Consider the following 17,778-nt stretch of genomic DNA (forward strand, 5'->3'; position numbering starts at 1 on the left):
CCAAACCCCCGGTACAAACATGCGAAGCCGACGCCCGGCAGTCGTGTTGCCGGCCGTGACGCACTCTACAGCCGGGTGGGACTGCGCCTACCCGGATGTCTTGCTTAGGCTGTGGGCCATGGCGGGGAGTTCATCGATGGGCGTCCTGCTTCCTCTGCGTTACGGGCCGTTCCGGTTGCTCGTCACCGGGCGCACGGTGTCGATGCTGGGCAACGCGATCGCGCCGATCGCGCTGGCGTTTGCCGTGCTCGACCTGACCGGCTCGGCCCGTGACCTCGGCCTGGTGGTTGGTGCTCGGTCGCTGACGAATGTGTTGTTCCTGCTCGTCGGGGGTGTCGTCGCCGACCGGCTGCCACGGAACCTGGTCATGGTCATCTCCAGTGTGGTCGCCGCGGCTACCCAGGCGTCGGTCGCCGCCACGGTGCTCACCGGGAGCGCCACCGTTCCGTTGCTGATGGCGCTCTCCGCCCTCAACGGCCTGTCGTCGGCGCTCGCCTGGCCCGCGGTGTCGGCGCTGCTGCCGCAAACCGTGCCTGAGGCGATCCGTAAGCAGGCCAACGCGCTCAATCGGCTCAGCGGCAACGCCGCGGCGATCGTCGGTGCGCCGGTCGGTGGCCTGCTGGTCGCCACGATCGGCCCCGGTTGGGGCCTCGCCGCCGACGCGGCGACGTTCGCCGTCAGCGGCCTCTGCTTCGCGGTGATCAAAGTTCCTGGTGTACGGGATACTGCCGCGCCCCGGCCCGGGGTGTTCGCCGGACTACGGGAGGGGTGGAGTGAGTTCATCGCACACACCTGGCTGTGGGTCGTGGTCATCGGTTTCATGTTTCTCAACGCCGCCACCGCCGCCAGCATGGGCGTACTCGGCCCGCTGGTCGCCGACGACTCGTTCGGGCGGCGTTCCTGGGGTTTCGTGCTCGCTGCTCAGACCGCCGGGCTGATCCTCGGTGCGGTCATCGCGATGCGCCTGCGCGTGCGCCGGCTGCTCGCCTTCGGCGTGCTCGCGATGACGGTCGAGGCTCTGCTCCCGGCGGCGATGGCGGTCGCCCCGAAGGTCGGGCTGCTGGTGGTCTGCGCCTTCATCGGGGGTCTCGGGCTCGAACAGTTCGGCATCGCCTGGGAGACCACGATGCAGGAGTACATTCCGGCGGAGAAACTTGCCCGGGTGTACTCGTACGACATGCTCGGTTCTGTCGTGGCGATCCCGATCGGCCAGGTGGTGATAGGCCCGGCCGCGCTCGCCTTCGGCACCGAGCCGACCCTGCTGATCGCCGCCGGCGTCATCCTGCTCTCCGTGCTCGGCATGCTGGCCAGCCGCGACGTTCGCAGCTTGCAACATCGGCCCGCCATACCGGCGATCGAGAATCAGCCGAACTGATCGAGGCGAACACGGCGGTCGCGGCCGGAGGTACGGCTGCGGCGCCCGTCAACGCAGGGCCGGCAGCACCTTGGCGCCGAAGGTCTCGATGAACGGCATCAGGTCCTGGCCGACGTGGTGCAGGTAGATGCGGTCGAAGCCGAGCGACGAATACCCGCGCAGCCACTCGATGTGCGCCTCGAGGTCGGCCGAGACGTTGACCACCTGGCGTACCTGTTCGAGTGTCACGTTCTCACTGATCACGTCGAACTGCTCGACCGTCTCGAGGTCCCAGCACACCGGCGGCCGGAAGACGTTGCTGCGCCACTGGTCGTGGGCGGTCGTCTCGGCCTCGTCCTCGGTCGGCGCCCAGCTCAGATGCACCTGCAGGCAGACCGGTCCGCGGCCGCCGGCGTCCCGGTACGAAGCGATCATCGCGCGCAGATGTTCGGTCGGGGCGTTGACGGTGACCAGCCCGTCGGCCCAGCCCGCGCACCAGGCGGCGGTCTTCGTGCTCACCGCGGCCCCGATCAGCGGGGGCGCCTCGGCCGGCCGGGTCCACAAGCGGGCCCGGTCCACGGTGATCAGACCGTCCCGGGTGACCTCGTCGCCGGCCAGCAGTGCGCGGATGACGTCCACCGACTCGAGCAGCCGGGCCTCCCGGATCTCTTTGCGCGGCCACGGGCCGCCGGTGATGTGCTCGTTGCTGTATTCGCCGCTGCCCAGCGCCGCCCAGAACCGGCCGGGGTACATGGCACCGAGGGTGCCGATCGCCTGCGCGATGATCGCCGGGTGGTAGCGCTGGCCCGGCGCGTTGACCACGCCGAACGAGAGGTTCGTGGCCTGCAGTGCCGCGCCCAGCCACGACCAGGCGAAGGCGGACTCCCCCTGCCGGCTGCTCCAGGGCGCGAAGTGGTCGGAACACATCGCGGCTTCGAAGCCGTGCCGTTCGGCCGCGATCACGGCGGCCAGGAGGTCGGCGGGCGGGATCTGCTCGTGCGAGGCATGGATTCCGTACTCCGTCATACGGGTCGCGTTACCCCGGCTCCGGCTCTTGCAACCAACCGGCGCCCCGAACGTGGCTCAGCGGGTGTCCCAGCCGTGGAAGTGGGAGCGGTCGCCGGCCTCCCACGCCTCGCGCAGGCCGGGGGTGCTCAGGTCCCAGTCGGGGCGGCTCTCGCGGGTGGCGTCGCGCAGGTCGCGCCACAGGTCGGGGACCGACGGGCGGCCCCAGAACCAGTAGCCGTTGTAGACGCTGTGCACGATCAGGCCGGGGCGCAGCACCAGGGTGTGCGGGATCATCGGGTTGTTGTCGGGGTCGGTGTACTCCTGGATGTCCAGGTCCTGCTGGACGGTGCGGCCGGGGTCGGAGAGGAACGGCCACTGGGCGCCCACCGACGCTCGGAACTCCTGCAGCGTGTGGTGTTCGTCGGTGGCGATGGTGACGATCTGGGTGTAGGCCACGGCGATCTTGGGGTAGAGGGCGGCCAGCTCCAGGTGCTGCTGGTGTTCCTTCGGGCAGTAGTGGCCGCGGGCCAGGGTGAGGATCATCGGGTCGCGGCCCTGCAGCTCGCTGAGGCTGCGGACCGTGCCGGTGTGGTCGGGAAGTGCGTAGTCGGGGAACACGCCGCCGGGGACGATGTCGGAACGCATACCTGACAGCCAAGCACTCCGCGGGTCAGCGGTGCGAGTCGAATCTCAGGTCGCCGGTCAGGACGTCCTCGACGATGTCGCCGAGTGGGCGGTTCTGGCCGGAGGCGTGCCGGCGCAGTCGGCGGGAGGCCGAGGCGGCGTTCGCGCCCATCTGGCCCATCACGATGCCGGTGGCTCGCTGGAGGCGGAAGTCGCCGCCGGCCGCGGGAGCGCCGTCGCCGATCAGCAGTGCGGCCGCCGCCGCGTACCTGGTCATCTCGATGCGGGCGGGCTCGGACAGCGGGCCGGGCGTGCTGCGGCACAGGTCGAGCACGGCCAGCGGGAAGCCGTCGAGCGGCACCGGGAAGGAGAACAGGGCCGCGGCGCCGTGCCGGCGGGCGAGGACCGTGAAGGCCGCCCAGCGCAGGGTCGCGGTGGTCGCGGCCAGGTCGTCGACGAGGACCGGGCGGGCTGTCCACGCCGCCTCGAACAGGGGCCCCTGACCGAGGCTGACCTGGAGTTGCTCGACGAAGTCGATGAACGGGCCGTCGACGCACACGACGCGGGCGTTGCCCAGCTCGTTCAGGATCGTCAGCCCGACGCCGGAGGAGAGGCCGACGGCGTTACGGGCTTGGCGACAGATGTCGTCGATGCTCACGGGCCCTCCGATCATGGGCGGCGCCGTGGGCTAAACGCTACACCCGAACCTGTTCGACCGCTGTGCCGTCGAGCAGCTGACCCTGCCGGGTGACGTGGTCGCGCAGGGCGTGCCGGTAGTTCTCGATGAACTCGGTCATCTCGTCGATCTCGCGGAGCAGGCCGGCCCGCTTGGTGCCCAGCTCGGCGGCCGCCTCCTGGTGGTGCCGGCGGGCGTTCTGCTCGATGTCGCCGGCCAGTTTCCGGGCCTCGTCGGTGGTGCGTTCGGAGCGTTCCCGCGCCTCGGTGATCAGCGCGTTCGACTCCTCGTGGGCGTGCCGCAGGTGATCGTCGGCGGTCCGCTGCGCCATCGAGAGCATCGCCTCGGAGTTGTCGGCGGGGTGCGCGGGGGCGGGGCGCGCCGCGGCGGCCCGGCGGGCCTCGTCGAGCAGGCCGTGCATGCGGCGGGCGTTCGACTCGGCCTGGGCGCAGGCCCGGCGGGCCCGGTCGAGCTCGGCGTTCAGCGCGGAGAACTCGGCGGTCGCCGCCGAATTGTCGACCTCGGGCGGCGCCGAGACCGATGGGAGGTGGCGCTGAAGCCGGTCGTTCTCCTCCAGCAGCCGGATCATCTCGGTGCTGACCTCGTCGAGGAGGGCGTCGACCTGCTCCTCGTCGTAGCCGCGCTTCCCGAGGGAGGCCTTGGCGAACTCGATGTTGTGGATCTCGGCTGGTGTCAGCGGCACGGTGCTCCTCGGTCGGGGCGGGTGGAGCAAGGCAACTGTACGCGCGATCAAGCGTCGAGGAACTTGAGCACGGCCAGAACCCGTCGGTTGTCGTCGTCCGACGGCGGCATGCCCAGTTTCGCGAAGATGTTGTTGATGTACTTGCTGACCACCTTCTCGGTGATGAACAGCCGGGACGCGATGGCCGCGTTGGAGCGCCCCTCGGCGATGTGTTTGAGAACATCATGTTCGCGCGGGGTGAGCACGGCGAGCGGTTCGCGGCGGGCCAGCAGTTGCGCGACCACCTCCGGGTCGAAGGCGGTGCCGCCGGCGGCCACCCGGTGCACCGCCTGGACGAACTGTTCGACGTCGGAGACCCGCTCCTTGAGCAGGTAACCGACGCCGCCGTCGCGGTCGGACAGCAGCTCCCGCGCGTACAGCGGCTCGACGTGCTGGGAGAGCACGAGAACCGGGAACCCGGGCATCTCGGTGCGGGCCGCGATGGCCGCCTTCAGCCCCTCGTCGGTCTGGGTCGGCGGTAGCCGTACGTCGATGATGGCGACGTCCGGACGGTGACCGAGCAGCGCCGGGAGCAGGTCGGGGCCGTTGTCGACGGCCTCGACGACCTCGAAGTCGAACGCCTCGAGCAGGCGGGTCAGCCCGTCGCGCAGCAGCGTCAGATCTTCGGCGATGACAACGCGCACGGCACCTCCATGGTCACGATGGTCGGGCCGCCCGGCGGTGACGAGACCGCCATCGTCCCATCGAACGCGTTCAGCCGGCGCTCCAGCCCATGCAGTCCGGTGCCGCGGTCCGGGTCGGCGCAGCCCACGCCGTCGTCGCCGACCGCGACCCGCAGCACCCCGCCGGTGTGCCCGATGGTCACCCAGGCGGACCGGGCGTGGCTGTGCCGCACGACGTTGGCGAAGGCTTCGGCGACCGCGAAGTAGACCGCCGACTCGACCGGGGTGTCGAGCCGGCCGGGCAGGTGCGAGATCACCTCGGTGGGCACCGGCAGGCTCAGCGCGAGGGCCTGGACGGCGCCTTCCAGGCCACGTTCGGCCAGCACCGGCGGGTGGATGCCGCGGACCAGGTGCCGCAGGTCGACGAGGGCGGCGGTGCTGGTGGCGCGGGCCTCGGCGAGCAGTTTGAGGGCGGCGGCCGGGTCGCGGCGGACCAGCCGCTCGGCCAGCCCGATGGTCATTCCCACCGCCACCATCCGGGCCTGGGCGCCGTCGTGCAGGTCTCGCTCTATCCGCCGCAGCTCGGCGGCCTGGGCGTCGATCGCGTCGGCCCGGGTGGTGGTCAGGTGGGCGACGCGTAGTCGCAGCTCGGCGGCGTTGGTCGGGGCCAGGAACAGGCGGGCGAACAGGACGTCGGTGGTGCGCAGCAGCGGCGCCACGGTCAGCCCGGCCACCAGGATCACCAGGCCCTGCGGGAGGGACAGCCACGCCTCGCCGTAGTCGGAGGTGGGCCAGTACAGGCCGTACCCGAACCAGATGTCGCCCAGGTGCAGCCACAGGGGCAGGAGCCCGACCCCGACCAGGCCGTACACCGTGATCGCGATGATGATCAGGCCGAGACCGATGCTGACCAGCGCGCCGGGCAGCAGCCAGGCCATGTCGCGCCAGGTCGCCGGGTCGGTGATGATCCACCGGAACCAGGTGCGGGTGCCCTGCTCGGCCCGGTCCGGCGGCGGGAGGTACGGGCGGCGGATCGGGATGCCGGCCCGGGCGCCGAGGCGCCGCTCGAGGTTGGCCCGCCAGCGGACGACGGTGGTGGCCACGGCGAGCAGGTCGGTGCCGAGCAGCGGCATCGGGCTGAGCACCAGCCCGGCCAGCCACAGCATGAGCACCGGCACGTTCAGCAACGCGAGGCCGGTCGCGAAGAGGCCGTCGACCATCGCGCGCACGCCGGTGCGGAGCCAGGCTCGGATCCTCATACCCCCATCATCCGGCACAAGGGTGCTGACACCCCAAACCGCTGGGGTCCTGCACTCCTGACCTGCGGCTCCGGCCGGCGAAGAATGGTCGAATGACGGCAACCACAGTTCGACAAACCGGCAGCGACTTCGCTGAGCTGAACCGGCGGATCAACGCGCTGGGCCTGATGAGGCGACGGCCGGCCTATTACCTCGTACGGCTGACGCTTGTTGCTTTGCTTGTCGTCGGCGGCTGGGCCGCCTTCTTCGTGGTCGGCTCGTCCTGGTGGACGCTCGCCGTGGCCGCCTTCCTCGCGGTGGCGTTCGCCCAGCTGGCGCTGGTCGCCCATGACCTCGCCCACCGTCAGGTGTTCCGGACGAAACGCCCGAGCGAGATCTTCGGACGCGTCGCCGGCAATGTCGGTATCGGTATGAGTTACGGCTGGTGGATGGACAAGCACACCCGCCACCACAACAACCCGAACCACGACGACCTCGACCCGGACGTGGCGCCCGAGGTGCTGATCTGGGCGACCGAGTCGGCGTGGGGGCGGCGCGGGCTGAAGGGCTTCATCACCCGGCACCAGGCCGGACTGTTCTTCCCGCTGCTCACCCTGCTCGGCATCGACCTGAAGGTGTCCAGCGTCAAGGCGATCCGGGCCGGCACGGTCAAGCGCCCGGGCCTGGAGGCCGCGCTGCTGATCCTGCACGCGGTCGTCTACCTGAGCACGTTGTTCATCGTGCTCTCGCCGCTGCAGGCGCTGGCCTTCATCGTGGTGCACCAGGCGCTGTTCGGCGTCTACCTGGGCATGACGTTCGCGCCGAACCACAAGGGCATGCCGCACCCGACCGGCGATGAGGACTTCCTGCGCAAGCAGGTGCTGACGTCGCGGAACGTGAAGGGCGGCCGGTTCGTCGACATCGCGCTCGGCGGCCTCAACTACCAGATCGAGCACCACCTGTTCACCGGCATGCCGAGCCCGAACCTGCGCAAGGCGCAGCCGGTCGTGCAGGCGTACTGCGCCGAGATCGGGGTGCCCTACGAGCAGACCGGGCTGATCGAGTCGTACCGGCAGGCGCTTCGCCACCTGCACGAGGTCGGGGCGCCGCTGCGGGACGCACGCTGACCCCCTACAGCGGGTAACGCATCGTCAGGTGAGTGCCGGCGGGACTGCTCTCGATGTCCACGCCGGCACAGATCCGGTTGATCAGCCACAGTCCGCGCGGAATGTCGGGCCGGGTGTCGGGCGCCTCGGTGGGAATCCGGTAGCCGCCCGGCATGCCACGGCCGTGGTCGCCGACCTCGGCGTAGAGGCTGCCGGCGTACCGCCACAGGATGAGCTGCCGGGCACCGTCGCCGTGTTCGATGGCGTTGGCCATGGCCTCGTGCACCGCCAGCGTGAAGGCCGCCACCTGGGATGAGGTCAGGCCGTGCCGGGTGACCGCGGTCTGGATCTCGGCCCGCAGCTTCGACAGACCGGCCTGGCTGATCGTGCGGATCAGCAGCACCCGGCTGCGCCCCGCGGGCGGCTCGGGCGGATCCGGCGGGAAGTCGCCGCCGCCGATGTCGGCCGCGACGTCACTCAACCGCCGCCCGGTGCTCCGGGCGAAGCGGCGCAGCTCGGTGAAGGCGGCCGCCATGTCCAGGCCGAGCAGTTCGGCCAGGACACCCTTGGCCTGCTCCACCACCACCCGGCTGGTCAGGCTGTGATGCAGCTGCTCGGCCAGCAGCTGCCGGTAGTCCACGGCCCGGTGCTGCACCAGCGCCAGCCCGGTCACGTCGGCCACCGCTCGCGCGGTGCGTGCGTCAGCCTCGGGCAGGGCACCGGGGACGGTGGTGAACAGGCTGAGCACCCCGACCACCTCGTCACGCAGCCGCACCGGCACGGCGTGCACCGCCCGGAACCCCTCCACGCGGGCCCGGGCGGAGGGGTCGGTGGTCGGCCGGCCGGCGGTGTAGCAGTCGACGCACGGTCCTTCGTCGGCTTCCAGCTCGAACAACTCCAGCAGGTGCGCCTGCTCCGAGGAGGACGCCATCACCCGCAGTCCGCCGCGCTGGTCGGCGAGCATCACGCCGGCCGCCTGCACCCCGGTCAGCTCGACACACCGCACCGCGAGAGTGTGCAGGAATTCCACCACGTCGAAGTCGACCACCAGGGTGTCCGAGAACTCGGCGAACGCGTCCGCGACAGCCCGCTCCCGTGATGTGCTCACTGCCGCCTCCCTGTCATCGTCATAGCCGCTGATCAACTTTCGCCGTCGGTGTCCGCGGCGGTGAACCGCAGCCGCCGCTCCACCACCTCACGGGCGAGCTCGTCCAGGCCGATCTCGTCGGCGTAGGCCCGGGCGCGCAGGCGCAGGAACACCTGCGCCATGGGTATCCCCAGCTGGGCGCTGACCATGCCGGTGGCCTGGTGCACCACCGCACGGTGGGCGAACGGCTGGTCGCCGCCCGGAACTGCGCCGGGCAACTGCTCGGCCAGCATCAGCTCGATGGCCGCGTCGGCGAATGCCAGGGCCTCGGACAGCTCGTCACCGGCGAGCACACCGGGGTCGGTGCGGTACAGATCGATGACGCCCAGCCGGACCACCCCGACGTGCAGAGGCAGAGCGAACACCGCGCCCGCGCCCGCCTTGAGGGCCTCCCCGGAGAACACCGGCCAGTGTCGCTGCCATCGCACGTCGCCGAGATCGGCGGCGAGGATCGGCTGCCCGGTGGTGTGGGCGTCCTGGCAGGGCCCCTCACCCAGGGTGAGCTGCAGTTCCTCGATCTGGGCGCTGATCGGGTCGCTGGTGTAGCGAACGTGCTGTCCGGGCTGTGCCGTCATCACCGTCAACCCGGCCCCGTCCACGCCGGGCAGCACGGCCACGCAGGCGTCACACAATCGGGCGACGTCCGGCCCGAACGCCGCGACCAGCCGGACCACCCGGTCGCGGTGCGCGCCGTTAACCACGACGGCCACCTGCGAGCCTTGCGACCTGCCACGTCCTGGACGCCTCGGTGCCGGCCATGAAGGGAGCCCCCACCCTGCCGTCGTGGCACCGCAGCGAACTCGGACCCGGCATCGGAAACACCGGCGTCCCACCGAAACAGTGTCAGCAGGAATTACCGTACGCGCGGGAATGGCCAGGGTGTCTCCCTGGGGCGAAGCGACCCGCGAAGCGCGAGGCTCGACACATGAACTTCGACGTGATCGTGCTGGGCGGCGGCGCGCCCGGCGAGCACTGTGCCGCGGCCATCGCCGCGGGTGGGCTGCGGGTCGCCATCGTGGAGCGCTACCTGCTGGGCGGCGAGTGCTCCTACTGGGGCTGCATCCCCTCCAAGACCCTGCTGCGGCCGGGCGAGGCGATCTCCGCGGCCCGCCAGGTGCCGGGCGCGCGCGAGGCCGTCACCGGCGAGATCGACGTGGCCCAGGTGCTCGCCTGGCGCGACTTCGAGGTGTCGAGCTACGACGACTCCGGCGCGGTGAAGTGGGCGAACGGCGCGGGCATCGAGGTGATCCGCGGCCACGGCCGGCTCGCCGGGCCGCACACAGTCAACGTGGACGGCGTCGACCACACCGCCGAGCACGTCGTGGTCGCCACCGGCGCCGACGCGGCCGTCCCACCCGTCCCCGGCCTGCGCGACCTGGCCGGCATCTGGACCGACCGCGAGGTCACCGGCCTCAAGGAGGTGCCGGAACGGCTGGTCGTGCTGGGCGGCGGCCCGATCGGCGTCGAGATGGCCCAGGCCCTCACCCGCCTCGGCGCCCGGGTCACCATCGTCCAGCGTGGGGATCGCCTCCTCCCCCGCGAGGCGCCCGCCCTCTCCGAGGGCGTAGCCGAGGCCCTGCGGGCCGACGGCATCGAACTGAGGTTCGGCGCCGGGCCGGTTGCGGCTTCGGTCAACAGCGACGGGTACGGGCTGGAGCTGGCCGACGGCACGACCGTTCGCGGTGACCGCCTCCTCGTCGCCACCGGCCGCAACCCCCGGGTCGCCGACATCGGGCTGGAGACCGTCGGTATCGAGGCGAACCCGCGGGGCATCAAGGTCGACACCCGGCTGTCGGCCGCCGAGAACGTCTGGGCCATCGGCGACGTCACCGGCCTGTGGCAGCTCACCCATGTGGGCGAATACCAGGGCCGGGTGGTGGCCGACAACATCCTCGGCCGACCCCGCGAGGCGCACTACGAGGCGACCCCGCGGGTCATCTTCTGCGATCCGCAGGCCGCCGCGGTCGGTGCGGCCGACGGCCCGTACACCGCGACCATTCCGCTGGCCGGCGTGCCGCGCACCTCGACCTACACCCGGGCCTACGACACCCGGCCGGGCTTCCTGACCCTGGTCTCCGACGGCGAGCGGCTGACCGGCGGCTACGCGCTCGGCCCAGAGGCCGGCGAGTGGCTGCAGCAGGTGACCCTCGCCGTCCGCGCCCGGATCCCGCTGTCCGTCCTGATCGACGTGATCCAACCGTTCCCCACCTTCTCCGAGTCGATCTTCCAGGCACTGCGTGACCTCGTTGGGAGGACGTCATGACCGGTCTCGACGGCCAGACCGTGGTGGTGATCGGCGGAAGCGCCGGCATCGGCCTGGAAACCGCCCGGCTCGCCCGCAACTCCGGTGCCGAGGTCGTGCTGACCGGCCGCGACAAGGATCGACTCGACCGGGCCGCCGCCGACGTGGACGCCACCAGCATCGCCGCGTTCGACGCCAACGACCCGGACCGCCTCGACGCCTTCCTCACCGGCCTGCCGGGCCCGATCGACCACATCCTGGTCACCGCGGGCCGCCCCTACTACGGCCGGCTGGCCGACATGGACATCAACGCGGCGGCCCGCCATCTCGGCGACCACGTCGCGCTCCCGCTGCGGCTGGCCCGCGCGGCCGTCGGCCGGGTCCGGCCCGGCGGCACCCTGCTCTTCATGGGCGGTACGGGCGGACGCCGCCCCGCGCCGGGCCTGGCCGTCACCGGCGCGATGACCGCGGCGCTGCCCGCCCTCGTCGCCAACCTGGCCCTGGAGATCGCCCCGATCCGGGTCAATCTGATCGCGGCCGGCTTCGTCGACACGCCGCTCTCGGCCGAACTGCTCGGCGACGCCCTCGACCAGCGCCGCGAACAACTGCGGACCACCCTGCCGATCGGCCGCGTCGTCGGCCCGGCCGACGTCGCCGCCCTGGCTGTGCACCTGATGGTGAACACCGCGCTCACCGGCGCCACCTACGACATCGACGGGGGCCAGCAGTTCGTGAAGTGAACCACGTTGCCCCTCCACTTCGCCCGGTGCCAGACTGGCCAGCGCGGGGGTGGGCGCATGTCCTTTACCGAAGCATGGCCCGGTCTCCGGGGCCGACAACGCGAACGCGATGCCCTGAGCCGGTTGCTCACGGCCGCGAAGGGCGGCCGTGGCCAGGCTCTGGTGCTGCGCGGCGAGGCCGGCATCGGCAAGTCGGCCCTGCTGGGGTTCCTGGCCGAACAGGCCGCGGGCTGCCGGATCGGCCGCGCCACCGGCAGCGAGGCCGAGCGGGAGCTGGCCTTCGCCGGCCTGCATCAGCTGTGCGGGCCCTACCTGGATCGGCTCGACCGGCTGCCGGGCCCGCAGCGGGACGCCCTCGGCTCGACGTTCGGGCTGGCCCCCGGAAACGCGCCCGACCCGTTCCTGGTCGGCCTGGCCGTGCTCACCCTGCTCGGCGAGGTGGCCCGGGAGCGGCCCCTGATCCTCCTGGTGGAGGACGTCCACCAGCTCGATCGGGTGTCGGCCGAGACGTTGCGCTTCGTCGCCCGCCGGCTCACCACCGAGCCGCTCGGCCTGCTCCTCGCCACCCGCACCACGTTCCCCGGGCTCCCGGAGCTGCTCGTCCCCGGCCTGAGCGACGGCGACGGCGCCGATCTGCTGGCGGCCGCCCTGACCGGCCCGCTCGACCCACGCGTCCGCGACCGCATCCTGGCCGAGGCCCGCGGCAACCCCCGGGCGATCCTCGATGTCCCCCGCACGCTGACCCCGACCGAGCTGGCCTACGGCGGCGACCCCGGCCCGGCCGCCCCGATCCAGGCAACTTTGCCGGCGACCCGCCTGCCGCAGACCCGGCCGCTGTTGCTGGTCGCGGCGGCCGACCCGACGGGTGACGTTCCGCTGCTCTGGCGCGCGGCCCGCCGGCTCGGCCTCGGCACCGGCGCGGCGGCCTCGGCCGAGGAGGCCGGGCTGATCGAGCTGGGCGACCGGGTCCGGTTCCGGGATCCGCTGCTGCGGGCGGCCGTCTACCGCACGGCGGCGCTCGGCGAGCGGCGGGCCGCCCACCGGGCCCTCGCCGACGCGACCGACCCGGGCGCCGATCCGGACCGGCGCGCCTGGCACCGCGCCCACGCGGCCGCCGGGCCGGACGAGACCATCGCCGGCGACCTCGAGCGATCCGCCGGGCGGGCACTGCTCCGCGGCGGGATGGCCGCCTCGGCGTCCTTCCTGGCCACGGCCGCGGCGCTGACTCCCGATCCGGCGCGCCGGGCCCGGCGATCCCTGGACGCCGCCCGCGCCAAGGCCGGGGCGGGCGCGTTCGCGGAGGCGTTGTCGCTGCTCGCGCTGGCCGAATCGGGGCCGCTCGACGAGGCCGGCCGGGCCCGGGCCGGGCTGGTGCGCGCCCGCGTCGCCTACCGGTCGGGCGGCGGTGACACGCTCCCGCTGCTGCTGACCGCGGCGCGACAGCTCGACCTGATCGACCCCATGCCGGCCCGGGAGGCCTATCTGGACGCCCTGTCCGCCGCCCTCCTCGCCGGACATCAGGCGTCGGCTCTCCCCGACCCAGCGCACCAGGTGGCGCGGATCGTGCGGGAGGTGCCCGGACCGGACCGCTATCCGCGGCCGACCGATCTGCTGCTGGACGGCCTGGCCGTGCTCGGCGCCGACGGGTACCCGGCGGCGGTGCCGCTGTTGCACCGTGCGGTTCGGGCTCTCGGCGGGGACGCTCTGACCATGCGGGAGGCGTTCCGCAGCTCCGGGGTGGCGGCGGCAGTGGCCGCCGACCTGTGGGACGACGAGCACTGGGACGTGCTGAGCCGGCGCTGCCTCGACGCGATCCGCCGGGCGGGAGCCTTCGGCCTGCTGCCGGCCGCCCTCGCCGGCCGGGCCGTCTTCCAGATCCACAGCGGAGATCTCCCCGGCGCCGCGACGCTGGTCGCGCAGGTCCGGTGGCTGACCGGGCCGGCCGCCGGTGAGCACCCCGACGTCCGGACCGATGACGCGGCCGGCCGCGGGACCGAGGGCCGCGGACGGGCCGAGGTGCTGCTGCCCGCCGCGTGGCTGGCCGCGGTTCGCGGGGACGAACAACCGGCCGAGCGGCTGATCGCCGAGGCCCTGGACGACGCCAAGGCCCGCGGCGCCGGTGTTGCCGCGATCCACGCCGCACGGGCGGTGCTGTGCAACGGGCTGGGCCGCTACGAGGAGGCGGCGAGTGCGGCGAGCGACGCGGTGGCCGCGCCGCTCGAACTCGGCGCGCCGAAGTGGGCGCTCGCCGAACTCGTCGAGGCCGGGGTCCGCAGCGGAAACCAGAAGGCGGCGGGGCGGGCGTTCGAGCAGTTGTCGGCGATGACCAGGGCGGCCGGCACCGAGCTGGCGCTCGGGGTCGAGGCGGGCCGGCGGGCGTTGCTGCGCAATGACCGGGCCGCCGAGGACCTCTACCGGGAGGCGATCGAACGGCTCGGGAGGACCAGGATCCGCGTCGAGCGGGCCCGGGCGAAGCTGCTGTACGGCGAGTGGTTGCGCCGGGTGGGGCGGCGGGCCGACGCGCGGGTTCAACTGCGGGAGGCGTACGAGGAACTGGCCTTGATGGGGGTGGCGGCGTTCGCCGATCGGGCGCGCCGCGAATTGCTGGCCACCGGCGAGACCGTACGCAAAAGGACCGTCGCCGCCGAGGGTGACCTGACCGCCCAGGAGGAGCAGATCGCCGGCCTGGCCGTGCAGGGCCTGACCAACCCGGAGATCGCCGCGACCCTGTTCATCAGCCCCCGCACGGTCGAGTGGCACCTGCGCAAGGTCTTCGCCAAGGTCGGCGTCGGCACCCGTCGCGAGCTGCGCCGGGCACTCTCCCGACGGCAGGCTCAGAGGCCGGCCTGAGCGGGTCGCTCGATGTCATCGTAGACGCGGACCGCGGCCAGCCGGCCGTTGCCGTCGCGCTCGTGGACGGCCAGGCCGGCCTGCGGGCGCAGGTCGTGGCCCCAGCGCAGGCAGTTGTACTCCACCGCGCACCGCACCCCGTCGTCGGTCACCGCGCAGGGTTCGAGGCCGATGCCGCGAGCCAGGTAGGCCTCCAGATCGGCGCCCTGGTGCGTGCCGCCGGTGGGTTCACGCAGGTAGCCGCCGGGGGCGAAGGTGCCGGCCGCGGTGGCCGGGTCGCCGGCGGCCAGGGCGGCCTGGAAGCGGCCGACGACGTCGGCGGGGTGGATCGGTGCGCCCGGCAGGATCGGCGGGCGCAGATGGTGACGGCCGTCGAGGGGGTGCCGGCTGAAGTAGGAGCGGAACACCACGGTGCGCTCGTCGGGGGACTCGGCGACCACCGCCACCGGCCAGATCACGTCGTCGTCGAGGTGGGCGACCAGCTCGACCACGGCCCGGCCGCCGGCCACCGTGGAGGACGCGGTCGACGTGCGGGTGTGCCGCCCGGCCAGCAGGTCGCGGCTGAGCCGGACGAACGCGCGCAGCTCGTGATGCCCGCGGACCTCGCCGGCTTTGGGGTCGAAGATGACCACCTCGCCGGGCCACACGTCCTCGAGCGGGTGGGTGTCCCCCTCGGTGAGCGCGGCGAGGTAGCGGCCGACCGGATCGGCACGGCCCGACGCGCGGGTCTCCTGCCGCATCATCTCGGCTGCTGCGGCGAAGTCGGGGAACCATGGCATGCGTCGACCTTCGCGCCCGGAACGGGGCCGTCGCACCAGGGAGAGTCCCTGGTGCGACGGCTGGGATACGGAGATCAGCAGGTCGGCTCGCCGGACTGGGCGGGCACGCTGACCGCGGCCCACGCGGCCTTGACGGTGTTGAACTGGGTGCAGCTGCCGGGGAAGAGGGTCTTCGCGGCCTGCAGGGTCCACACCCGGTACTTCAGGTAGGACGAGGCTGAGGTCTTCAGCAGCATCGCGTTGTACAGGATCTTGATGGCGTTCTGGATGCCGAGACCGGTCACCGTGCTGCTGTTGCAGGTGGAGCTGGCCGGCTGGCCGTTGCCGCTGGTGCCCTGCGCCAGCAGGTAGAACCAGTGGTTACCCGGACCGGCCGCCGCGTGCACCTCGGCGTTCGGGGTGCTCGACGAGTAGCAGTTCGAGTGGCCCAGGGCCGACGGGTTGTACATGTTGCGGATCGGGCCGGAGCCGACCAGGTTGACCTCTTCACCCACGAGGTAGTCGGGGGCGTCGTTAGGGCTGTTGATGTACCACTCGGTGGCCGCGCCGAACGTGTCGGCGACGAACTCCTGGGTGCCGCGGGCGGAGATGCCGCCGGGCGTCCTGTCGTCGATGCCGTGGCCGAGTTCGTGGCCGACCACGTCGGCCGAGGCGATCCAGTTGCCGGCGGTGTTCTTGCCGATCTGCACCTGGGTGCCGTCGTAGTACGCGTTCTGCTGGTTCAGGCCGATCCGGATCGGCCAGGCCCCGCCGGAGCCGTTCTGGCCGTTGCGGCCGAGCCACGACGACAGCATCGCGAACTGCTTCTCCGCCACGTAGAGAGCGTCGACGCCACCGGTCTCCCGGTTGGTGCCCACGCCGTTGCCCCACACGTTGTCGGTCCCGGAGAAGGTCGCGTTGCCGGAGGCGTTCTGCGCCCGGATGGTCGTGTGCGACGGGTCCTGCAGCAGGTAGGTCGAGCCGGACTGGGTGGTGTTCAGCGTGACGTTGCCGTAAACCCAGCCGTTGCCGGTGCCGGTCGCGTTCATGACGTGTTCCTGGGTGCCGAGCACGGCACCGGTGAGCGCGTCCACGTTCACCGTGAGCCGGCTGACGCCCTCGGCGCCGGTGCCGTTGATCGTGGACTGCCAGGCCAGCCGGGCGGCCTTGCCCTCGGCCGCGACCACGACGAGCCTGGTGCCCTCGACCGACGTGACCGTGGTCAGCTGCTTCGAGGCGACGGCGAGAGCGGCCCTGTCGGTGATCTTCGGGGTGACGGCGAGGTCGCCGATCGCGCTGGTCTGGGCCACCGACGTGTAGGTGACCTTGCCGCTCGCGTCGGTGGCCACGACCAGGTCGCCACCGACGACCTGCAAGCCCTTGTACGCCCGGGTGAACGGCGTGTAGACCTGCCCGGCCGACGAGATCGCCGCCTGCCGCTGGAACGTGTCCAGGCTGCTCGCGTGCAGGTAGGAGGGCTTCGAGGCGACCAGGGCGTCGGCTCCGGCGGCGGCAGCGGCCAGCGGCTCGACGGCGGATTGCGCCGACGGCTGAGCGCTGGCCGGCCCGGCGGTCAGCGCCGCGGCAACCGCGGTCGCGGTCCCGACGGCGATGGCCAAGTGGGTTCGGAACATCGCGTACTCCTTCTCGGATCCGGCGCGGCGAACGTCGCCGCGTCCGGTGGCACAGGCGAGACGCTATCGACTGCCATCGATCGATGTAACAGGGAAAACCCTTGTCTGTGATTTTCCTGTGCCATTTGAAATGACCGATATCGCGGTCATGCCGTTCGGGTCATCGCACCGGCGTGACGTAACAGGGCGGAAACCGTTGTCAACGCCGGCACCGTGGACACCTGCAATTCCTATAGGCAAGATAGGTGTTGCCCACGGCTACGGAACGGATGTCCACATGGCTCACGAACTCGACGGAAAGCGCGCCATCGTCACCGGCGGCGGCACCGGGATCGGCTACGCCGTCGCCCTCGAACTCGCGCGTCAGGGCGCCCAGGTCGCGATCACCTCGCGGCGCACCGAGGTGCTGTCCGAGGCGGCCGCACGGATCAAGGACGAGATCGGAGCCGATGTCCTGCCGGTCACCGCCGACACCGGCGACGACGAGTCGGTCAGGGCTCTGGTCGACACGGTGAACAGGGCCTTCGGCGGCGTGGACATCCTCGTCAACAACGCCGCCGAGCAGCCCGCCCAGCACGGCCCGAGCTACACCGACGCCACCGACGAGTGGTTCCGGCGCCAGCTCAACGTCAAGGTCATCGGCTACCTGCGCACGATTCGCGCGGTCGCGCCGCTGCTCATCGAGAACGGCTGGGGCCGGATCATCAACATCAGCGGGACCGGCTCGCGGCAGACCGTCTCGGTCATCGGCTCGGTCCGCAACGCGAGCGTCACCGCCCTCACCAAGAACATCGCCGACGAGCTCGGCCCGCACGGCATCAACGTCACCGTCGTGCACCCCGGGCCCACGCGCACCGAGCGCTATCAGGAGCTGCGGGGAGATCAGAAGGTCGACAACGTCATCGGCCGGGTCGTCGAGCCGGAGGAGGTCGCCTGGGTGGTGGCCTTCCTGGCCTCACCGCGCAGCGTCGCGATCACCGGCGACGGCATCGTCGCGGGCGGCGGCATCCCCGGCTTCATCTACTACTGAACCGAA

At 72.0% G+C, this 17,778-nt stretch carries 16 protein-coding genes; 6 read left to right on the forward strand and 10 right to left on the reverse strand.

Annotated features, from left to right (window positions below):
• Nucleotides 1-118: 118 nt before the first annotated feature.
• Nucleotides 119-1,375 (forward strand): MFS transporter, encoded by a 1,257-nt coding sequence (locus Ato02nite_RS07915; protein ID WP_246606270.1) that lies wholly within the window; start codon nucleotides 119-121, stop codon nucleotides 1,373-1,375.
• 48 nt (nucleotides 1,376-1,423) lie between these two features.
• On the opposite strand, the gene Ato02nite_RS07920 is transcribed toward Ato02nite_RS07915, so the two are convergent.
• The 6 genes from Ato02nite_RS07920 to Ato02nite_RS07945 are packed head-to-tail and all read right to left on the reverse strand — an operon-like array spanning nucleotide 1,424 to nucleotide 6,286.
• Nucleotides 1,424-2,380, reverse strand: a complete 957-nt coding sequence (locus tag Ato02nite_RS07920; protein WP_213005744.1) for a TIGR03885 family FMN-dependent LLM class oxidoreductase — start codon at nucleotides 2,378-2,380, stop codon at nucleotides 1,424-1,426.
• 57 nt (nucleotides 2,381-2,437) lie between these two features.
• The gene (locus tag Ato02nite_RS07925; RefSeq protein ID WP_213005745.1) at nucleotides 2,438-3,007 is read right to left on the reverse strand and encodes a peroxiredoxin family protein; all 570 of its coding nucleotides are present in this window, start codon (nucleotides 3,005-3,007) and stop codon (nucleotides 2,438-2,440) included.
• A gap of 25 nt (nucleotides 3,008-3,032) precedes the next feature.
• Nucleotides 3,033-3,644 (reverse strand): GAF and ANTAR domain-containing protein, encoded by a 612-nt coding sequence (locus Ato02nite_RS07930; RefSeq protein ID WP_213005746.1) that lies wholly within the window; start codon nucleotides 3,642-3,644, stop codon nucleotides 3,033-3,035.
• A 37-nt stretch (nucleotides 3,645-3,681) separates the two neighbouring features.
• Complete coding sequence (locus Ato02nite_RS52445) at nucleotides 3,682-4,365, reverse strand: DivIVA domain-containing protein (RefSeq protein ID WP_281419705.1); 684 nt, start codon at nucleotides 4,363-4,365, stop codon at nucleotides 3,682-3,684.
• A 47-nt stretch (nucleotides 4,366-4,412) separates the two neighbouring features.
• The gene (locus tag Ato02nite_RS07940; RefSeq protein WP_213005747.1) at nucleotides 4,413-5,048 is read right to left on the reverse strand and encodes a LuxR C-terminal-related transcriptional regulator; all 636 of its coding nucleotides are present in this window, start codon (nucleotides 5,046-5,048) and stop codon (nucleotides 4,413-4,415) included.
• Nucleotides 5,021-6,286 (reverse strand): sensor histidine kinase, encoded by a 1,266-nt coding sequence (locus Ato02nite_RS07945; RefSeq protein WP_213005748.1) that lies wholly within the window; start codon nucleotides 6,284-6,286, stop codon nucleotides 5,021-5,023. Before Ato02nite_RS07945 ends, Ato02nite_RS07940 begins: the two co-directional genes overlap by 28 nt.
• Before the next feature lie 92 nt (nucleotides 6,287-6,378).
• Here Ato02nite_RS07945 and Ato02nite_RS07950 point away from each other — a divergent pair, with 92 nt between their 5' ends.
• A complete protein-coding gene (locus Ato02nite_RS07950) occupies nucleotides 6,379-7,392 on the forward strand; it encodes a fatty acid desaturase family protein (protein WP_213005749.1) in 1,014 nt (337 codons plus the stop codon).
• A 4-nt stretch (nucleotides 7,393-7,396) separates the two neighbouring features.
• Here Ato02nite_RS07950 and Ato02nite_RS07955 read toward each other — a convergent pair whose 3' ends face one another.
• Together Ato02nite_RS07955 and Ato02nite_RS07960 are read right to left on the reverse strand one after the other, a co-directional pair.
• Nucleotides 7,397-8,479, reverse strand: coding sequence for an ATP-binding protein (locus Ato02nite_RS07955; protein ID WP_213005750.1), 1,083 nt, complete (start codon nucleotides 8,477-8,479; stop codon nucleotides 7,397-7,399).
• 32 nt (nucleotides 8,480-8,511) lie between these two features.
• Nucleotides 8,512-9,228 (reverse strand): GAF and ANTAR domain-containing protein, encoded by a 717-nt coding sequence (locus Ato02nite_RS07960; protein WP_213005752.1) that lies wholly within the window; start codon nucleotides 9,226-9,228, stop codon nucleotides 8,512-8,514.
• Nucleotides 9,229-9,443: 215 nt separating this feature from the next.
• Between Ato02nite_RS07960 and Ato02nite_RS07965 the strand changes: the two genes are divergently transcribed.
• The 3 genes from Ato02nite_RS07965 to Ato02nite_RS52450 are packed head-to-tail and all read left to right on the forward strand — an operon-like array spanning nucleotide 9,444 to nucleotide 14,350.
• On the forward strand, nucleotides 9,444-10,781 hold the full coding sequence (locus tag Ato02nite_RS07965) for a dihydrolipoyl dehydrogenase family protein (protein WP_213005753.1): 1,338 nt from the start codon (nucleotides 9,444-9,446) through the stop codon (nucleotides 10,779-10,781).
• Nucleotides 10,778-11,500, forward strand: coding sequence for an SDR family oxidoreductase (locus tag Ato02nite_RS07970; RefSeq protein ID WP_213005754.1), 723 nt, complete (start codon nucleotides 10,778-10,780; stop codon nucleotides 11,498-11,500). Before Ato02nite_RS07965 ends, Ato02nite_RS07970 begins: the two co-directional genes overlap by 4 nt.
• A gap of 57 nt (nucleotides 11,501-11,557) precedes the next feature.
• Nucleotides 11,558-14,350, forward strand: a complete 2,793-nt coding sequence (locus tag Ato02nite_RS52450) for an AAA family ATPase (RefSeq protein ID WP_213005755.1) — start codon at nucleotides 11,558-11,560, stop codon at nucleotides 14,348-14,350.
• Here the strand turns inward: Ato02nite_RS52450 and Ato02nite_RS07980 are convergent.
• Both Ato02nite_RS07980 and Ato02nite_RS07985 read right to left on the reverse strand, forming a co-directional pair.
• Complete coding sequence (locus Ato02nite_RS07980) at nucleotides 14,335-15,129, reverse strand: nuclear transport factor 2 family protein (protein ID WP_213005756.1); 795 nt, start codon at nucleotides 15,127-15,129, stop codon at nucleotides 14,335-14,337. The two genes, Ato02nite_RS52450 and Ato02nite_RS07980, sit on opposite strands and share 16 nt — an antisense overlap.
• 74 nt (nucleotides 15,130-15,203) lie before the next feature.
• Nucleotides 15,204-16,742: a M4 family metallopeptidase gene (locus Ato02nite_RS07985; RefSeq protein ID WP_213005757.1), complete on the reverse strand. Its 1,539-nt coding sequence runs from the start codon at nucleotides 16,740-16,742 to the stop codon at nucleotides 15,204-15,206.
• Nucleotides 16,743-17,019: 277 nt separating this feature from the next.
• Here Ato02nite_RS07985 and Ato02nite_RS07990 point away from each other — a divergent pair, with 277 nt between their 5' ends.
• Nucleotides 17,020-17,772 carry an SDR family NAD(P)-dependent oxidoreductase gene (locus tag Ato02nite_RS07990; RefSeq protein ID WP_213005758.1) on the forward strand — a complete coding sequence of 251 codons (753 nt, stop codon included), beginning with the start codon at nucleotides 17,020-17,022 and terminating at the stop codon, nucleotides 17,770-17,772.
• The last annotated feature ends 6 nt before the right edge of the window (nucleotides 17,773-17,778 follow it).

This window comes from Paractinoplanes toevensis, from assembly GCF_018332695.1.
Lineage (GTDB): Bacteria > Actinomycetota > Actinomycetes > Mycobacteriales > Micromonosporaceae > Actinoplanes > Actinoplanes toevensis.

Coding starts and splice junctions, on each gene's coding strand:
- Ato02nite_RS07920 (WP_213005744.1), bottom strand. CDS start 2,380: ATGACGGAGTACGGAATCCATGCCTCGCACGAGCAGATCCCGCCCGCC.
- Ato02nite_RS07985 (WP_213005757.1), bottom strand. CDS start 16,742: ATGTTCCGAACCCACTTGGCCATCGCCGTCGGGACCGCGACCGCGGTT.
- Ato02nite_RS07970 (WP_213005754.1), top strand. CDS start 10,778: ATGACCGGTCTCGACGGCCAGACCGTGGTGGTGATCGGCGGAAGCGCC.
- Ato02nite_RS07965 (WP_213005753.1), top strand. CDS start 9,444: ATGAACTTCGACGTGATCGTGCTGGGCGGCGGCGCGCCCGGCGAGCAC.
- Ato02nite_RS07990 (WP_213005758.1), top strand. CDS start 17,020: ATGGCTCACGAACTCGACGGAAAGCGCGCCATCGTCACCGGCGGCGGC.
- Ato02nite_RS07925 (WP_213005745.1), bottom strand. CDS start 3,007: ATGCGTTCCGACATCGTCCCCGGCGGCGTGTTCCCCGACTACGCACTT.
- Ato02nite_RS07945 (WP_213005748.1), bottom strand. CDS start 6,286: ATGAGGATCCGAGCCTGGCTCCGCACCGGCGTGCGCGCGATGGTCGAC.
- Ato02nite_RS07980 (WP_213005756.1), bottom strand. CDS start 15,129: ATGCCATGGTTCCCCGACTTCGCCGCAGCAGCCGAGATGATGCGGCAG.
- Ato02nite_RS07950 (WP_213005749.1), top strand. CDS start 6,379: ATGACGGCAACCACAGTTCGACAAACCGGCAGCGACTTCGCTGAGCTG.
- Ato02nite_RS07915 (WP_246606270.1), top strand. CDS start 119: ATGGCGGGGAGTTCATCGATGGGCGTCCTGCTTCCTCTGCGTTACGGG.
- Ato02nite_RS52450 (WP_213005755.1), top strand. CDS start 11,558: ATGTCCTTTACCGAAGCATGGCCCGGTCTCCGGGGCCGACAACGCGAA.